General features: G+C 67.2%; 15 protein-coding genes. 9 read left to right on the forward strand and 6 right to left on the reverse strand.

What is annotated here, in order from left to right:
* Positions 1–552: 552 nt before the first annotated feature.
* From dnaE to NR101_RS15970, 3 genes are all read left to right on the forward strand, one after another.
* A complete protein-coding gene (dnaE, locus tag NR101_RS15960; RefSeq protein WP_256776815.1) occupies positions 553–4,134 on the forward strand; it encodes a DNA polymerase III subunit alpha in 3,582 nt (1,193 codons plus the stop codon).
* A 31-nt stretch (positions 4,135–4,165) separates the two neighbouring features.
* Positions 4,166–5,038, forward strand: a complete 873-nt coding sequence (locus NR101_RS15965) for a hypothetical protein (protein WP_256776816.1) — start codon at positions 4,166–4,168, stop codon at positions 5,036–5,038.
* 113 nt (positions 5,039–5,151) lie between these two features.
* Positions 5,152–6,111, forward strand: coding sequence for an acetyl-CoA carboxylase carboxyltransferase subunit alpha (locus NR101_RS15970; RefSeq protein WP_256776817.1), 960 nt, complete (start codon positions 5,152–5,154; stop codon positions 6,109–6,111).
* Between the two features lie 358 nt (positions 6,112–6,469).
* Here NR101_RS15970 and NR101_RS15975 read toward each other — a convergent pair whose 3' ends face one another.
* Complete coding sequence (locus NR101_RS15975) at positions 6,470–6,925, reverse strand: CopD family protein (RefSeq protein WP_256776818.1); 456 nt, start codon at positions 6,923–6,925, stop codon at positions 6,470–6,472.
* Positions 6,926–7,086: 161 nt separating this feature from the next.
* Here NR101_RS15975 and NR101_RS15980 point away from each other — a divergent pair, with 161 nt between their 5' ends.
* Together NR101_RS15980 and phaZ are read left to right on the forward strand one after the other, a co-directional pair.
* Complete coding sequence (locus NR101_RS15980; protein WP_256776819.1) at positions 7,087–7,683, forward strand: class I SAM-dependent methyltransferase; 597 nt, start codon at positions 7,087–7,089, stop codon at positions 7,681–7,683.
* Between the two features lie 97 nt (positions 7,684–7,780).
* Positions 7,781–9,097 carry a polyhydroxyalkanoate depolymerase gene (phaZ, locus tag NR101_RS15985; protein ID WP_256776820.1) on the forward strand — a complete coding sequence of 439 codons (1,317 nt, stop codon included), beginning with the start codon at positions 7,781–7,783 and terminating at the stop codon, positions 9,095–9,097.
* Between the two features lie 238 nt (positions 9,098–9,335).
* Here the strand turns inward: phaZ and NR101_RS15990 are convergent, their stop codons facing one another.
* Together NR101_RS15990 and NR101_RS15995 are read right to left on the reverse strand one after the other, a co-directional pair.
* Positions 9,336–10,331 (reverse strand): sensor domain-containing protein, encoded by a 996-nt coding sequence (locus tag NR101_RS15990; protein WP_256776821.1) that lies wholly within the window; start codon positions 10,329–10,331, stop codon positions 9,336–9,338.
* Positions 10,328–10,693 carry a PadR family transcriptional regulator gene (locus tag NR101_RS15995; protein ID WP_256776822.1) on the reverse strand — a complete coding sequence of 122 codons (366 nt, stop codon included), beginning with the start codon at positions 10,691–10,693 and terminating at the stop codon, positions 10,328–10,330. The genes NR101_RS15990 and NR101_RS15995 overlap by 4 nt, the downstream gene beginning before the upstream one ends.
* Positions 10,694–10,845: 152 nt before the next feature.
* Here NR101_RS15995 and NR101_RS16000 point away from each other — a divergent pair, with 152 nt between their 5' ends.
* Entirely contained in the window at positions 10,846–11,745 is a 900-nt protein-coding gene (locus tag NR101_RS16000) for a peptidylprolyl isomerase (RefSeq protein WP_256776823.1), read from the forward strand.
* A gap of 172 nt (positions 11,746–11,917) precedes the next feature.
* On the opposite strand, the gene NR101_RS16005 is transcribed toward NR101_RS16000, so the two are convergent.
* Positions 11,918–12,799, reverse strand: coding sequence for a DMT family transporter (locus tag NR101_RS16005; protein WP_256776824.1), 882 nt, complete (start codon positions 12,797–12,799; stop codon positions 11,918–11,920).
* 161 nt (positions 12,800–12,960) lie between these two features.
* Here NR101_RS16005 and NR101_RS16010 point away from each other — a divergent pair, with 161 nt between their 5' ends.
* The gene (locus NR101_RS16010) at positions 12,961–13,908 is read left to right on the forward strand and encodes a LysR substrate-binding domain-containing protein (protein WP_256776825.1); all 948 of its coding nucleotides are present in this window, start codon (positions 12,961–12,963) and stop codon (positions 13,906–13,908) included.
* 72 nt (positions 13,909–13,980) lie between these two features.
* The gene (locus NR101_RS16015; RefSeq protein ID WP_256776826.1) at positions 13,981–14,274 is read left to right on the forward strand and encodes a hypothetical protein; all 294 of its coding nucleotides are present in this window, start codon (positions 13,981–13,983) and stop codon (positions 14,272–14,274) included.
* Between the two features lie 39 nt (positions 14,275–14,313).
* Here the strand turns inward: NR101_RS16015 and NR101_RS16020 are convergent, their stop codons facing one another.
* A complete protein-coding gene (locus tag NR101_RS16020; RefSeq protein WP_256776827.1) occupies positions 14,314–15,123 on the reverse strand; it encodes a DUF4349 domain-containing protein in 810 nt (269 codons plus the stop codon).
* The gene (locus tag NR101_RS16025) at positions 15,120–15,479 is read right to left on the reverse strand and encodes a GFA family protein (RefSeq protein ID WP_256776828.1); all 360 of its coding nucleotides are present in this window, start codon (positions 15,477–15,479) and stop codon (positions 15,120–15,122) included. The genes NR101_RS16020 and NR101_RS16025 overlap by 4 nt, the downstream gene beginning before the upstream one ends.
* A gap of 101 nt (positions 15,480–15,580) precedes the next feature.
* Between NR101_RS16025 and NR101_RS16030 the strand changes: the two genes are divergently transcribed.
* Positions 15,581–17,389, forward strand: a complete 1,809-nt coding sequence (locus tag NR101_RS16030) for a DUF885 domain-containing protein (protein WP_256776829.1) — start codon at positions 15,581–15,583, stop codon at positions 17,387–17,389.
* The last annotated feature ends 270 nt before the right edge of the window (positions 17,390–17,659 follow it).

Below are 17,659 nucleotides of genomic sequence, written 5' to 3' on the forward strand. Positions count from 1 at the left end.
GGGGCTGCTCGGTTCCAGTGCAGTGACAGCTGATCGGGGTTTTGGGTTGTAGGTGCCGAGCATGGCTCGGCACTACCCTCTCCCCCCATTGCGGCGTGTGTGACCTTCCTGTATCCGACCCACCTCACGCCTAGGCCTCTGCTCCTGCTCCTGCTCCTGCTCCTGCTCCTGCTCCTGCTCATGCTCCGGCTTATCCCATGCACACCGGAAAACTGTCGGGGGGTGGCGGGGGTAGGGTCGCGGGACCGTGTGTTGCCATGGATGGCAACACCGAGCCCCCAGGGATGGGTTTACGGCGTGTCCCGCGACCCTGCCCCCGCCACCCCGGCCCTTCATCACCCGCACACCCGCATCGCCGTTGTAGTTGCCCTCGCTGTTGCTGTTGCTGTTGCCGTTGCCGTTGCCTTGGCACTTGCCGTTGAAGTCATCACCCACCCACCAGCACCCACTACCTGAACAAAGCAACCCACCCCTCCCCCTGTAACACCCCTGTCAAGCCTTGTCCGTCCACGCCCGCGCCGCTACCCTGACCGGGCATTACATTGGCCCGGCATGTCCACTTCCCGTTTCGTACATCTCCACGTCCACACCGAGTTTTCGCTGGCGGATTCGACCATCCGTGTCCCGGCGAAGCCGGAGCAGGCTGACCCGAAGAAAGCCAAGCAGGCCAACCTGCTCAGCCGCGCTGTCGAACTGAAACTGCCTGCCCTGGCAGTGACCGACCTGAACAACCTGTTCGCCCTGGTCAAGTTCTACAAGGCCGCCGAAACCGTCGGCATCAAGCCCATCGCCGGCGCCGACATCATGATCGCCGAAGAGGGCATGACCCCCTGGCGCATGACCCTGCTCTGCCGCGACCGCGAAGGCTACCTCAGCCTCTCCCGCCTGCTCACCCGCGCGTGGATGGAAGGCCACCGCCCCGAAGGCGGCGTCGCTGTCCATCCGGACTGGCTCAAGGCCGGCTGCCACAACCTGTTTGCGTTGGCCGGCCGCGACAGCCTCGCCGGCCGCCTGGCCAACGAAGGCCGCCACGACCTGGCCGAGCAGCAGCTCGCCGACTGGCAGCGCGTGTTCGGCGACGGCCTGCATCTCGAACTGACCCGCACCGGGCGTGACGGCGAAGAAGCCTTCAACCAGTTTGCCCTGCTGGCCGCCGGCCAGCGTGGCCTGCCGGTGATCGCCAGCAATGACGTCCGCTTCCTGCAGCCGGAAGATTTCAACGCCCACGAAGCGCGCGTCTGCATCTCCTCCGGCCGTGTCCTGGATGATCCCAAGCGCCCGCGCGACTACAGCGACCAGCAGTACCTCAAGTCGGCCGAGGACATGTGCGCGCTGTTTGCCGACATTCCCGACGCGATCGACAACACGATCGCGCTGGCCGAACGCTGCAACATCGAAATGCGCCTGGGCACCTACTTCCTGCCCAACTACCCGGTGCCCGAAAACGAAACGCTCGACAGCTGGATCTGCAGCGAATCGCGCAAAGGCCTGGACGCGCGCCTCGAAAAGAACCCGCTGGCCGAAGGCAAGACCCGCGCCGACTACGTCGAACGCCTCGAGTTTGAACTGGCCACCATCATCAAGATGGGCTTCCCCGGCTACTTCCTGATCGTGGCCGACTTCATCCAGTGGGGCAAAAACCAGGGCATCCCGATCGGCCCCGGCCGCGGTTCCGGTGCCGGTTCACTGGTGGCCTGGGCGCTGCAGATCACCGACCTGGACCCGATCCCGTACAACCTGCTGTTCGAGCGGTTCCTCAACCCCGAACGCGTGTCGATGCCCGACTTCGACATCGACTTCTGCATGGACCGCCGCGACGAAGTCATCGACTACGTCGCGCGCAAGTACGGCCGCGACCGCGTCAGCCAGATCATCACCTACGGCACCATGGCCGCCAAGGCCGTGGTGCGCGACTCCGGGCGCGTGCTCGGCTTCCCGTATGGCCTGGTCGACGGCGTCTCCAAGCTGATCCCCAACATCCTGGGCATCTCGCTCAAGGACGCCATGGGCGAAGGCAAGGATTCGGAAATGGCCTCGCCGGAGCTGATCCAGCGCTACCAGAACGAAGACGATGTCCGCGACCTGATCGACCTGGCCCGCCAGCTCGAAGACCTCACCCGCAATGCCGGCAAGCACGCCGGTGGCGTGGTGATCGCGCCCGAACCGCTGGCCGAGTTCTGCCCACTGTTCGCCGAACACGACGAAGGCGGCCGCGGCCGCAACCCGGTCACCCAGTTCGACAAGAACGACGTCGAAGAAATCGGCCTGGTCAAGTTCGACTTCCTCGGCCTGCGCACGCTGACGATCATCGACTGGGCGGTCAAGGCGATCAACAAGCGCCACGAGCGCGCGGGCATTCCGCCGGTGGACATCACCGCGCTACCGCTGGACGACGCGGCCACCTACAAGGACATCTTCGCCAACGGCAATACCGGCGCGGTGTTCCAGTTCGAATCCTCGGGCATGCGCCGCCTGCTGAAAGACGCGCGCCCCGACCGCTTCGAAGATCTCATCGCGCTGGTGTCGCTGTACCGCCCCGGCCCGATGGACCTGATTCCCTCCTTCAATGCGCGAAAGCACGGGCAGGAAGAAATCATCTATCCCGATCCGCGCACCGAAGCGATCCTGAAAGACACCTACGGCATCATGGTGTACCAGGAGCAGGTCATGCAGATGGCGCAGATCGTCGGCGGTTACTCGCTGGGCGGCGCGGACCTGCTGCGGCGCGCGATGGGCAAGAAGGTGCCGGCCGAAATGGCCAAGCACCGCGAGATCTTCCGCGAAGGTGCGGCCAAGGACGGGGTCAGCGAGGCCAAGGCCGACGCGATCTTCGACCTGATGGAGAAGTTCGCCGGCTACGGCTTCAACAAGTCGCACGCCGCCGCCTACGCGTTGGTGAGCTACCAGACCGCCTGGCTCAAGCGCCACTACCCGGCCGAGTTCATGGCCGCGACGCTGTCCTCGGACATGGACAACACCGACAAGGTGGTCGGCTTCCTGGCAGAGGTGCGCAACCTCGGCCTGACCGTGTTGCCGCCGCGGGTCAACGCGTCCGCCTACATGTTCGAAGCGTCCAGCGCCGACACCATCCAGTACGGCCTCGGCGCGATCAAGGGCGTCGGCCAGGGCGCATGCGAAGCGGTGGTGGAAGAGCGCCAGCGCGGTGGTCCGTATGAATCGCTGCTGGATTTCTGCATGCGCGCCGAATCGGGCAAGCTCAACCGGCGCACGCTCGAAGCGATGATCAACTGCGGCGCGATGGACGGCCTGGGCAAGAACCGCGCCTCGCTGATGCTGCAGTTGCCTGAAGTGCTCAAGGCCACCGACCAGATCACCCGCGAGAAGGCCTCCGGGCAGAATTCGCTGTTCGGCGCGCCCAGCCCGAAGAGCACCGCGATGCAGCTGGACCTGCCCGAAGCCAAGGAATGGGCACTGGGCCAGCTCCTCGATGGCGAGCGCGACACGCTCGGCTTCTACCTGAGCGGCCACCCGTTCGATCCCTACGCCGAGGACGTCAAGGAACTGGTCGGCACCGACCTGGGCATGCTCGAACGCCTGATCCCGCCGGCGCGCCCGAGCAAGGACGGGGAGAAGCGCGCGTGGCGCCAGGAAACCCCGGTGATCCTGGCCGGCCAGGTGGTCGGCGTGCGCCGCAAGGGCGAAAGCCAGGTCTTCATGCAGCTGGAAGACAGCAAGGGCCGCGTGGAGTGCAGTGCCTTCACCGACGGCCTGGCCGAATTCGGCCACCTGATGACCAAGGACCGCATCCTGATCGTCAAGGGTGGCCTGCGCGAAGACGAATTCAACGGCGGCTACGCGTTGCGCCTGCGCCAGTGCTGGGATTACGACGAGGTGTGCGCCAACTACGCCACGCGTCTGTCGCTGCGCCTTGACCTGCGCCAGGGCGACCCGGCGTGGTCGCGCATCAACGCGCTGCTGGATCGTCACCGCCCCGGCCGCACACCGCTGCGCCTGGATCTGCTGCTCGGTTCCGAACAGGGACCGGTGGCCGGCATGCTCGACGTGGCCGGCGATACCGCCGTGCGCGTGGACAGCCACCTGGTCGACGCCCTGCGCGCCGATCCCGCCGTGCGCACCCTGAAGGTGCGCTACAGCCCGCCGTGGGCCAACTGACCCGCGCCCTCCGCACTACAGGTACTTTGTTTTGATCAAGCGTTTGACCGTGCTGCTGCTCGCAGCCGTTGCCGTCACCGGCTGTTCCAGCCCGTCCCAGACCTTCGAGATCGACAACCCGGGCGATACACCGTTGACCCTGCGCATCGACGGCAACGAACTGCCGATCGCCGCGCACGCCTCGCGCCCGGTCAAGCTCAAGCCCGGCGAACACCGCCTGCAGACCCCGGCGCTGGGCGATGTGCGGTTCATCGTGTACGCGCGTGGCAAGGGCGGTCTGATCAACCCGACCCTGGGCGAGTACGTGATCGCCAGCGAGATCTACGTCACCGACGAAGACAAGCTCAAGCACTTCGGCGCCCCCGGCAACCACATCGAACTGGGCGGGGTCGGCTTCGACGGTCCGTACAGCACGACCCATGCGCTGTTCATCGACCAGGCCTGGACGTTTGGCGTGCGCGAGCCGTTCCCGGACGAACAGACCGTGGCCCATGTGGACGAGAGCGGCGGCCGGATCAGCACCAAGATCTTCACCGCCGCCGACTTCATCGCCTACGCCGAAGCCACCGCCGGCCAGCCCGGTGCCTACCGACGCCAGCAGCCGGCCGGCTACCAGCCCCCGCACTACACGCTGGAGGCCGCCCCGACCACGCTGCCGCCGCTGGACCCGGTCTTCGACGCCCATGCCGGCCCCCTGCGTGAGCTGTACGCGCGCTACCTCCGGGCCACCACGGCCGACGCCCAGCTGCAGCTGCAGCAGGAGGCGCTGCAGGCGCAGATCGCCTTCACCGTCGCCACCGCCGCGCTGGGCTCGGGCCTGCCGGTCGACGCCAACAAGGCCTACAACACCTTCGTCGACACCCGCAGCACCCTGATGGGCAGTGCCGCGCTGGTGGTGCCCTGAGCTGACTGGCGCGCCCCGTCCCGCTGCGCTACCGTCGGTTTCCAGACGAGGGCGTACGGGGCTTTTCGGCGCATTCGGCTACACTTTCCCTCTTTTCTTCACGACGGTTTCCGATGAATCCGAACTACCTCGACTTCGAGCAACCCATCGCTGATCTGGAGGCGAAGATCCAGGAACTGCGCAGTGCCAGCGCAGGCCCTGCGGTCAATGTCGAGGCCGAGGTGCATGCCCTGCGGGACAAGCTGCGCGTGCGCACCGCGCAGATCTTCCGCAACCTGTCCTCGTGGCAGATCCTGCAGCTGGCCCGCCACCCCTCGCGCCCGTACACCGCCGACTACATCCGCATCTTCTGCGATGAGTTCCAGGAGTTGGCCGGCGACCGCGCCTTCGCCGACGACAAGGCCATCATGGGCGGCCTGGCCCGCATCGGTGGCCGGTCGGTGATGCTGATCGGGCACCAGAAGGGCCGCGACACCAAGGAAAAGATCAAGCGCAACTTCGGCATGCCCAAGCCGGAGGGCTACCGCAAGGCGCTGCGCCTGATGAAGATGGCCGAACGCTTCGGCCTGCCGGTGCTGACCCTGATCGACACTGCCGGCGCCTGGCCGGGCATCGACGCCGAATCGCGCGGCCAGTCCGAAGCGATCGCGCGCAACCTGCTGGAAATGGCCGAGCTGAAGGTGCCGGTGATCTGCACCGTGATCGGCGAAGGCGGCTCCGGTGGCGCCCTGGCGCTGGGCGTGGGCGACCGCACCGTGATGCTGGAATACAGCGTGTATTCCACCATCACCCCCGAAGGCTGCGCCTCGATCCTGTGGAAGGACGCCGGCAAGGCCAAGGACGCCGCCGAGCAGCTGGGCATGACCGCCCCGCGCCTGAAGGGCCTGGGCCTGATCGACAAGGTCGTGCGCGAGCCGACCGGCGGCGCCCACCGCAACCCGAACCAGATGGGCAAGCGCCTGAAGGCCGTGCTGCTCAACGAACTGGACGAACTGCAGAAGCTGTCGGTGGACGAACTGCTGGCCAGGCGTTACACGCGCCTGCGCAGCTACGGCACCTACGAGACGGTCTGAGCCGCGGCTCGATCGGCAAAAGGTAGAGCCGACCGTTGGTCGGCTGCCGTTGCGGCTGCCGCTGCAACCACCTCCCCGGTAGTGCCGGCCGCTGGCCGGCTCCCGATACCGCTGGACACGTTGGGGAGAGCCGGCCAGCGGCCGGCCCTACACGAACGCGGCCGCTACCGCCCCGGCCGCCCCCTCAGAACGGCTTTGCCAACACCAGCCACACCACGCCGATGCACAGCACCAGCGGCCGTTACCCTCCCGGTAGTGCCGGCCGCTGGCCGGCTCCCGATACCGCTGGACACCTTGGGGAGAGCCGGCCAGCCGCCGGCCCTACACGAGCGCGGCCGCTACCGCCCCGGCCGCCCCCTCAGAACGGCTTGGCCAGCACCAGCCACACCACGCCGATGAACAGCACCAGCGGCAGCTCGTTGAACCAGCGCAGCGCACGCGAGGACGGCAACCGCCTGCCGCGCAGGCTGCCCTTCAACAGGCGCCCGGTCCAGGTGTAATACACCAGCAGCAGCACCACCAGCCCGAGCTTGGCGTGCAGCCAGCCGGCCGCACCGGGTGCGACCATCGTCGGGAAATCGGGAATCACCTTGTAGCCCAGCCACAGCAGCAGCCCCAGGATCAGCGCCAGGCCGAACATCATGTGGCCGAACTTGTACAGGCGCAGGCCCATCAGCTGCAGGCGCTCGGTCACCGGCAGCTGGCCGGCGGTCTCGCTGAGGTTGACCAGGATCCGCGGCAGGTAGAACACCGCCGCCATCCACGCCACCACGAACAGCAGATGGAAGGTTTTTACCCAGTAGTAGGACTGCATGCGCTTGCTCCGGCGGCTGGCGTAAGGTGGCCGCCATTCTCGCATGCCCCGGTGGAGCCACCGCATGGGTGTCCGCCGCGACCCATCGCCGCACCAGCGCCACGCATCCCGCAGCGCCAGGCCGTACGATAGGCGCCGTTTTCACGACTGCCCCCAAGCCCATGGACAAGACCTACGACGCCGCTTATTTCCAGCGCTGGTACCAGGCCGACCAGACCGGCGGCGCCGCGCGCCTGGCACGCAAGGTCGCTCTCGCGGTAGCCAGCGCCGAGTACTACCTGGAACGCCCGATCCGCAGCGTGCTCGATATCGGCTGTGGCGAAGGCGCATGGCGCGCGCCGCTGCTCAAGCTGCGGCCGCGCGTGCAGTACCTGGGCTTCGACAGCAGCGAGTACGCGGTGCAGCGCTTCGGTCGCAGCCGCAACCTGCACCTGGCCAAGGTCGGCGATTTTGCCTGGCTGCGGCCGTGCGCCCCGGTGGATCTGCTGGTCTGCTCGGATGTGATGCACTACGTGCCCAGCCGCGAGCTGCGCCCTGCCCTGGACGGCTTCGCCGAGCTCACCGGCGGCGTGGCGTTCCTGGAAGCATTCAGCGCCGAAGATGCCTTCGACGGCGACCACGAGGGCTTCCAGCCCCGCCCGTCGCGCTGGTACCGGAGCCATCTCACGAAGACCGGCTTCACCGCGCTGGGCTCGCACTGCTGGCTGTCGCCCGCCCTTGCCGGCCATGCGGCGGCCCTGGAACGCGCAAACCGCTGAATCTCCACAACTAATGAGACAGACCCCGTATTAAGGCGCCGATCCCGCCTGTGCGTTATGCTGCGCGGCAACATAAGACCATACATATTCGGACGCCATGCTCTATCAGCTGCATGAGTTGACCCGCAACATGCTCGCCCCGTGGGTGCACCAGGCCCAGGCCAACGTCAAGTTCTTCGCCAACCAGGGACACTGGTGGTCGCAGATGCCTGGCGCTGATCGCCTGTCCGCGGTGAATGAGCTGTTCCATCGCATCGGCAAGGATTACGAGAAGCCCGAGTGGGGCATCAACGAAATCGAGGTCGATGGCGAGCGCGTGCCGATCGTGGTGCACGAGGAAGTGAGCAAGCCGTTCTGCAAGCTGCTGCGCTTCAAGCGCCACAGCAACGAAGCCGAACAGCTGCACACCATGCTCAACCAGCCCTTCGTGCTGGTGGTGGCGCCGTTGTCGGGCCACCACGCCACGCTGCTGCGCGACACCGTGCGCACGCTGCTGCGCGACCACCGCGTGTATGTCACCGACTGGGTCGATGCGCGCATGGTGCCGGGCAGCGAGGGCGAGTTCGGCCTGGACGATTACATCGCCTACGTGCAGGAGTTCATCCGCCATCTCGGCGCGGAAAAACTGCACGTGGTGAGCGTGTGCCAGCCCACCGTACCGGTGCTGGCGGCAGTGTCGCTGATGGCCAGTCGTGGCGAGCCAACCCCGCGCACGCTGGTGATGATGGGCGGCCCGATCGATGCGCGCTGCAGCCCGACGGCGGTCAACAACCTGGCCACGCAGAACCCGTTGTCGTGGTTCGAGAACAACGTCATCCACACCGTGCCGGGCACCTACCCCGGCGCCGGTCGCAGGGTGTATCCGGGCTTCCTGCAGCACGCGGGATTCCTGTCGATGAACCCGAGCCGGCACTTCAGTTCGCACTGGGATTTCTATGCCGACCTTGTCAAGGGCGACATGGAAGATGCCGATGTGCACCGTCGTTTCTACGATGAGTACAACGCCGTGCTGGACATGCCGGCCAAGTACTACCTGGACACGATTGAAGTGGTGTTCCAGCAGTTCCTGCTGCCGCGCGGGGAGTGGTTCGTCAACGGCGAACGCGTGGATCCTTCGGCGATCACCGGCACCGCGCTGCTGAGCATCGAAGGCGAGCTGGACGATATCGCCGGGCTGGGCCAGACCGAAGCGGCGCAGGCCTTGTGCAGCGGTATTCCGGCCGAGCATCGCGAGCATTTCATCGTCGAGGGCGCCGGCCATTACGGCATCTTCAGCGGGCGTCGCTGGCGCGAAACCGTGTACCCGAAGGTGCGGGACTTCTTCGCTGCGCATGCGCAGCCGGCCAATGCCAAGCCGAAGAAAGCGGCCAAGATCGCCAGCAACGTGACCCCGCTGCGACGTAAAGCAGGCTGAAGCCAACGCAATTACGGTAGTGCCGGCCGCTGGCCGGCTGCTCTTGCCATCCGGGTAGTGCCGGCCGCTGGCCGGCTGCTCTTTCATCCTGCATCGCGAGGAGCCGGCCAGCGGCCGGCACTACCCTGGATCTGCATCGCCAGGAGCCGGCCAGCGGCCGGCACTACCCTGGATCTGCATCGCCAGGAGCCGGCCAGCGGCCGGCACTACCCTGGATCTGCGTCGCGTCAAGGACGCCTTACAGCCGCACCAGCAGGTGCTTGGCCATCATCCCGTGCAGGTGCCCGATGCCACGCGCCAGGTGCAGGGTGGCAAACAGCAGCAGCACGCCGACCACCGCCAGCAGCGGGGTCACCCAGAGCGGCAGCATCTGGCTGCCGTCGATATGGATCCCCACGTAATCCGGGGAGATCAACGCTGCCACCGGCGCCCAGATGAAGGCCAGCGACACCGACAACAGCGTGGTGGCAAGGGTGAAGTAGACGATGCCCAGCGGCAGCATCAGCATGAAGTACAACAGCGTCAGCCAGGTGCGGCCGTCGGTGAACATGTCGCCGATCCGCTGTAGCCAGGTGCGGCTGCGGTCGGAATAGGTCGGCCGGCGCGGCATGCGCTCGCCGAGCAGGGCTTCCACCAGACGCCCTTCCAGCAGCGACAGGCCGCGCACCGAACCGAAGAACAGCACCGCGATCGGGATACCGATGATCAGCACCATCAGCCCCAGCGACAACGACAGGCCGGTCACCACCCAAGTGAAGAAGAACGTGCCGGTGGCCAGCGACAGCAGCATGTAGAACAGCGCGCCGTAGGTGCGTGCCTCCAGGGCGACACCGAAGAAGCGCGCCAGCACGCCGCGCGGCTTGACCGGCGCCGGTGCCGTCGGCGCTACGCCGCTACCAACGCTGGCCCCCCCCGCACCGCCCACCGTCGCCCGGCGCAACGGCGCCGCACCGGCGCTGGGCGTGCGCAGCGCACGGGTAACGGTGATTTCGGTTTCGCGGTAGATCTCGGCGACCTCTTCCGGCGCGCCGTAGCTGCCGGCGACATCGGCGATCACCTCGGCCTCGCTGCGGCCGGGCTGCGCGGCCAGCTCCGAGCGCAGGTATTCCTCGGCGTCGTAGAGGGCGTCCTGCACCATCGCCGGGTCGGCATCGTGCAGGGCCGCGCGCAACTGCGCCAGGTACTGCGGAATGGTGGCGGGCAGCTGGCTGCCCGTCGTGGTCTGGTCGTTCATTGCAGTACCCCCTCCAACACGGAATCGACGGAATCTCGGGTGGCGCGCCAGGCCTGGGTCCATAGCTCCAGTACCTGGCGACCGCGTTCGTTGATGCGGTAGTAGCGTCGCGGCGGTCCGGCCATCGACGGTTCGACATGGCTTTCCAGCAACCCGGCCCCTTCCAGGTTGCGCAGCACCGGGTACAGCGCGCTCTGCTTGCCGCTCAGCACGCCCTCCCCGACCCGCTCCAGCTCCTTGGCTATCAGGTAGCCGTACAGCGGCTCGCCGGCCTTGGCCAGCACCGCCAGCAGGGCCAGCGAGACGGTGCCGGCGCTGAGCTCTTTCTGGAACTTCTTGAGGTGGGCCTCGTGGTCGCTCATGGGCTTCTCCAGCTAGCGTGGAGTCAACACTAGTGTGAAGTCAGCTATAGCGAATGTGTCGTTAGTCACCGTGCCGGTTGGCAGCCCCGACCGCTGGCGGATCCGTCGGGGCTTCGCGCACAATCCGGGGACACTTCCTGAACGGGTTTGCCATGTCGCCACGTCGTCCTGCCCTGCTCGCCCTCGCCCTGGCCTGCGCGCTGCCCTTGGCCGCCAGCGCAGCCACGCCTTACCGCAGCCCGCAGCAGATCCTGGACGCCTCGCCGGCCAGCGACTGGCGCACGCCGGATCCGGCCAACCTGCTGTACATGAATCTGGACAAAGGCCAGGTCATCATCGAACTGGCCCCGGCGTTCGCGCCGCAGCATGTGGCCAATATCCAGACGCTGGCGCACGAGCACTTCTGGGACGGCGAAACCGTGTACCGCGTGCAGGACAATTTCGTGGTGCAGTTCGGCGATATCGATGCCGACGACGCGGCCAAGGCCAAGCCATTGCGCACGGCCAAGCGCAAACTACCGGCCGAGTTCCAGCGCGACAGCGCCGGGCTGAAGGTCAGCCTACTGCCCGATCGCGATGGCTGGGCCGACCAGACCGGGTTTGTGGACGGTTTCGCGGTGGGCCAGGACCGCAAGGATGGCAAGACCTGGCTGGCGCACTGTTACGGCACGCTGGGCGCGGGCCGCAGCAACGAGGAAGACAGCAGCATTGGCGCGGAGCTGTATGTGGTGACGGGGCAGTCGCCACGGCAGCTGGATCGCAACATCACGGTGGTCGGTCGGGTGCTGCAGGGAATGGAACTGTTGAGCGCGTTGCCGCGCGGGCCGGCGCCGATGGGCTTCTATGCCGATGCGGCGCAGCGCACACCGATCGCCTCGATCCAGCGGGCAACCGATGTGCCGGAGGCGCAGCGGCCGAAGCTGGAGGTGCTGCGTACCGAGTCGAAGACGTTCGCCGAGGTGGTGGAGGCGCGGCGCAACCGGGTGGATGATTTCTACAAGCGGCCGGCAGGGCATATCGATCTTTGCAATATTGCGGTGCCGGTGCGGTAAAGCGAGGTTTGGCCGCGCACTGTGGCGTGTTGATTGTCCGCGCTTGAGGCAGGCGGTTGGCGGAGAGCAGAGCAAGAGCAAGAGCAAGAGCAGCCGAGCGTGGCTCGGCTCTACCGTGCTGCGGGCTTTTGGTAGAGCCACCCATGGGTGGCTGCACGCGGACCAACCGGGCTTAGCGCTTCTGCGACGCCGCGACGCTGCCGAGGATCAAGGCGCCGGCCACGACCATCGCCCCGGTCACCGGTTCGCCCAGGAACAACCAGGCGAACAACGCGCCGAACATCGGAACGAGGTAGGTGACGGTGGAGGCGCGCGCCGGGCCGATGCGGGCGATGAGGCGGTAGAACATCAGGAAGGCCAGGCCGGTGCAGACCACGCCCAGGGCAATCGCGCAGGTCCAGGACAGGGCCGGGATCGGGGCGGTCGGCCAGTGGGTGAGGGCCATCGGCAGCAGGGCGATGGCCGCGCAGCCCAGGGTGGCGCCCGCGGAGGCGGCCGGCGGCAGCCCGGTCATGTGGCGCTTGACCAGGTTCACGCCCAGGCCGTACAGCAAGGCAGCCAGCGCGCCGGCGATCACCGCCGCCCCGATGCTCAGTCCGGAGACTTTGGCCGTGGCCAGCACCACGACGCCGGCGAAGCCGACCAGCAGCGCAATGGCGCGGCGCATGCCGATCTTCTCGCCAAAGAACAGGAATGCGATCAGCGCCGCGAACAGCACGGTCATCGCGTTGCAGATCGCGCCGATCGCCGCCGGGGCACGTTGTGCGGCCCAGGCGAACAGCACGAACGGGATCGCCGAGTTGATCACCCCGATCGGCGCCAGCCACAGCCAGCGCCGGGCCGGGAATTGGGCGCGGGCCTGCCACAGGAACGGCAGCAGCACGAGCGCGCCCAGCAGCAGGCGCACTTCGACCAGCGCGTACGGGCCGAAGCTGGGGACCGCCACACGCATGAACAGGAACGAGCAGCCCCAGATCGCGCCGAGCACGGTCAACTCCAGCGGGGTGCGCCAGTCGCGCTCGACTGCGGCGCTGGCCATCGGGGCGCCGCTCATCGCAAGCCTCCAGTGAACAGGCAGATGCGTGGCTGGGCGGCGTGCGCGGACGGCAACATGGGGGTGGCTCCGGGGGACAGGGACACAGCATCCGCCTACCGGCAGAGGCCCACAAGCGCGTAGTATCCGGGCAAGCCACAAATCTAGTTTGGGTCTCGAGCATGATCCTGCGCCCCGCCCTGCTGCCTGCGCTGGGGGTGTTCGCGGTTGCCGCGCGCCACCAGAATTTCGCCCATGCCGCCGAAGAACTGCACCTCACCGCCAGTGCGGTGAGCCACCATGTGCGCAAGCTTGAAGACGTGCTCGGCACGGTGCTGTTCCAGCGCCACGCGCGCGGGGTGCGCCTGACCGCCGAAGGACGCCAGCTGGCCGATGCGGCCGCCGGAGCGCTGAGCGATCTGAACGCGGTCGCCGGCAACCTGCACCCGCAGGCAGACATCGTGCCGTTGCGGGTCACCACCATCCGCTCGCTGTCCTACTGCTGGCTGGTACCGCGGCTGGCGCGCTTCACCGCCCAGCATCCGCAGGTACGGATCGAACTGCAGACCAGCACCGAGCTGGTGCGCTTCGACGAGAACGGGCCGGAACTGGGCATCCGCTACGGGCTGGGGCAATGGCCGGGACTGCGCGCGCATCATCTGATGGACGACGAACTGCAGCCGGTGGCCTCGCCTGCGCTGGCCGGCGTGGCCGCGCTGCGCGAGCCGGTGCAGATCGCCGCGCTGCCGTTGATCAGCGACATGTCACCGCAGGGCTGGCGCGACTGGTTCCGTGCCGCCGGGGTGCGCGGGCTGGAACTGCCCTCGGTGCACTCCTTCAGCGACAGTACCGATGCAATGCGCGCGGCGGTGTACGGCATCGGGGCGGTGCTGGCGCGCAAGCACATCGCCCAGCCCTACCTGCAGCGCTACGAACTGGTGCGCCTGCCCGGGCCGGCGCTCAAGGCGCGCTATGCCTACTACGTGGTGCATGCCGAACACCGATCGCTCAGCCCGACCGCGCTGGCGTTCATGGACTGGCTCAAGCGCGAGGCGCTGGACGAACGCACGCCGATACCGGCGTTGCCGGACGAACTGCTGGGCCGACCCGCACCGTCCCCGCCACGCTAGCGCACGCCATCCTCACCCCGTCTTTTCCACGCGCTGGCTAGGCTGGAGCTCCTTTCCCCCAAGGCGCATTCCATGGCCCTGTTGCGACTCCGAATCACCGGCAGCGAAGACGATACGCGTGCCATCACCGACCTGCTGCAGAGCATCGAAGGTATCGAGCATGTCGAGGAAACCGACGACCTGATGCCGCACATGGACGACGACGACTCCAGCTCGGCCGGCCTGTCCGACGACATCGGCCCGGGCATCCACGAACTGGAAGTGGAAGTGGGCAATGCCCTCGGCGCCCAGCGCGTGCGCGACGCCGTGCAGGAACTGGCGCTGGAACTGGATGTGTTCGTCGAATACGAGCACGACGAAGGCTGAGCCGCCGCGGTGCCGGGCAACCCGGCACCGCCCGGTCGATCAGGCGTTGTTGGCGTTGCGGCGCTTGCGGCGGCGCCACAGCTTCAACCCGATCCAGCCGAACAGCCACAGCACAAGGGCTACCGGCAGCAGCGCGGACACCGCGCGGATCAGGAAGGCCACGCTGGAAGTGAGGATCGCGCCAGACTCGCGCACGGCCTCGCCAATTTCACTGCGGCTGCGCTGCCCGGCCGGGGTGTGGAACTGCACCGTCACCAGTTGGGTGTCGATCCGCCGACGCTGCTGCGCGGCATCCTTGTTGGCCTGCTCGACGCCCGCCTCGATCTCCGACAGGCGCTGGGTGATCACCAGCAGGTCGGCCATCTTGACGTCCTTGCCGTCCTCATAGGCCAGCAGGCGTTCGTGTTCCTTCTCCAGCCGTGCCTTGGTCAGCGCGGTGTCGGCCACCTGCTGGGCCAAGTCTTCGGCATGGGTGTTGCGCGAGGACACTTCCCCGCCCTGCCCGGCCAGCCCGATGATCGGCTCGACGCCCTTGGGCGCGATCCGCACCCGGATCGAACCGGTCGGGTACTCGCCGCCCTGCTGACCGACCTGCAACACGGCGCAGTCGCCAAAGCGCGCGGACTGGCAGGCATCGGCGATCTGCTTCACGCGCGGACCGATCTGCGCCGCCTCCAGCTGGATCTCGATGTCGTGCTCGTACGCCAGCGCGGCCCCTTCCGGCGAGGCCACCGCGCCCGCCGCACCGGCCCCGGCATCGGCGGCAGCGTGATTCTGGCTGCAGCCGGCCAGGGCCAGCGCCAGCGTCCCTGCCAGGGCGCCCGTCAGGCGCCACGTCGTCCTTTTCACTGTTTACCCGCTCCGTCGTATCGATTGATCTTGAGCCCGTCCAGGTCCACCCCGGGCAGGCAACGTACATTCACCGCGACCATCTTCTGTCCGCTGCGCGGGTCCACGCCCTCACTGAACGGGGCGATCCCGCAGGTGCGGCAATGGTGGTGTTCCAGGTGGTGCTGGTTGAACTGGTAGGTCGCCACGTCAGCCGCATCGGTGCCCAGCCGCAGGGCCTCGCGCGGGCCGAACCACAGCAGGCCACCACGGCGGCGGCACAGCGAACAGTTGCAGTCCAGCACCTCGGTGATCGGGGCGTCGGCATCCACCACGAACGCGATCTGCCCGCAATGACAGCTCCCTTCGTACTGCATGGCGCACCCTCCCGATGAAAGGGCCATGGTAATCCAATGGCACGGGCACGGCCGCGCCGCTGGGCCTATGCTCGGGGATTGACCACAGCACAGGATCGCCGATGCGCCAGCATCTTCTCGCCCTCGCCCTGATCGCCGCCCTCGGCGGCTGCCAGCAGGTCGACGCCCCGCCCGCCGCCACCGGCACGCAGGCCCCGGCCACCGCCGGCGACGCCGCGGTCGATGCCGCGTTCGCCGACCTGTCCAAGCGCGCCCTGGACACCTGGATGCAGCTGTCCCCGATCAGCGCCACCCAGATCGGCGACCACCGCTACGACAGCGAGATCGACGACCTCAGCGCGGCCGGCCAGCAGAAGGTGCTGACCGCCTACAAAGGCCTGGTCGGCGACCTGGACCGGATCGATGTGAGCAAGCTCTCGCGCGAGAACCAGGTGGATGCGGCGATCCTGCGCAACCAGCTGCAGTCGGAGATCTGGAGCGCCGAGGTGCTGCAGTCGTCCAAGTGGGACCCGCAGATCTACAACGGCATGGCCGGCAGCGCGCTGTACGGGCTGATGGCGCGTGAGTTCGCCCCGCTGCCCGACCGCCTGAAGTCGGCCACCGCGCGCATGGAGAAGCTGCCGCAGATCTTCGCCCAGGCCCGCGAAAACCTGGACCCGGCCCGCGTGCCGAAGATTCATGCCGAGACGGTGGCCAAGCAGAACCGCGGCATCCTCAGCATCGTCGATACGTTCATCACCCCGCACATCGGCGAGCTGCCGGCCGAAGACGGCAAGCGTCTGCAGGCCGCCATCGATGGCCTGAAGAAGGCCGTCGAAGAACAGCAGACCTGGCTGGACAAGACCCTGGTGCCCAACGCCAAGGGCGACTTCCGCATCGGCGCGGAGCTGTACGACCAGAAGCTGAAGTTCGCGCTGAGCTCGTCGCTGTCGCGTGCGGAGATCGGCGAACGCGCGCGTGCCGAACTCAAGCGCGTGCGCCAGGACATGTACGGCATCGCGCAGACGGTGCTGAAGGACAAGCCGGGCGGGCCGGTACTGCCGGCCAACCCGAGCGACGACCAGCAGCAGGCGGCGATCGAGGCGGCGCTGGAGCTGGCCTACGCCGACAAGCCGGCGCGCGACAAGGTGGTGGACGATGCGAAGGCGGCGCTGGCGCAGTCGACCGAGTTCGTGCGCAAGCATGACCTGATGACGCTGCCCGATTCGCCGGTGGACATCATCCTGATGCCCGAGTTCCAGCGTGGCGTGGCGGTAGCCTATTGCGATTCGCCCGGTCCGCTGGACAAGAACCTGAAGACGTTCTACGCCGTGTCGCCGATTCCGGATGATTGGAGCGACAAGCAGGTCGATTCGTTCCTGCGCGAATACAACAGCCGGATGATCCACCTGCTGAGCATCCACGAGGGCACGCCGGGGCATTATCTGGAAGGCTGGCATTCGGGCAAGTTCCCCTCGACGCTGCGCGCGGTGCTGCGTTCGGGGCTGTTCGCCGAGGGCTGGGCGGTCTACACCGAGCGGATGATGCAGGAGCAGGGTTACCTGGACAACGATCCGCTGTTCCATCTGGTGCAGTTGAAGTTCTACCTGCGCACCATTTCCAACGCGATCCTGGACCAGGGCGTGCACGTGGACAACTGGTCGCGTGAGCAGGCGATGCATCTGATGACGCACGATGCGTTCCAGCAGGAAAGCGAGGCGTCGGGCAAGTGGGTGCGTGCGCAGTTGACGTCGGCGCAGTTGCCGACCTACTTCGTGGGTGCGCAGGAGCACTTCGATACGCGCAAGGCGATGCAGGACAAGCTGGGCGCGAAGTTCAACCTGAAGGCCTACCACGACCAGATGCTGTCCTACGGCGCACCGCCGGTGCGTTTCGCGCGCCAGCTGATGCTGGACCAGCCGATCGAGTAAGCACTGCCTCGTTCCTCGTCAGACAGGCAAACGGCCCGGGGTGACCCGGGCCGTTTTTTTTGGTCCTTCTCTCATCTGATTGGGGGTGTTTTGTTGCAAGACCCGCCGCCAAATGAGTAGGACGCGACGCGGGTGGCCGGGTGCGCAGGCGCCGTTTGGATCTGGTCCTGTCTTTGATCGGGGCTGTCGCGCGCGTTAGGGCCCCGTAGCAGCCGGTAGGCCCCTGGTGCAAATGTCCCCCCGGCCGCTACGGGGCTCGGCTCGCGTTAC

The sequence above is a fragment of the Stenotrophomonas sp. Ste86 genome, from assembly GCF_024519465.1.
In the GTDB taxonomy this organism is placed as follows: Bacteria; Pseudomonadota; Gammaproteobacteria; order Xanthomonadales; family Xanthomonadaceae; genus Stenotrophomonas.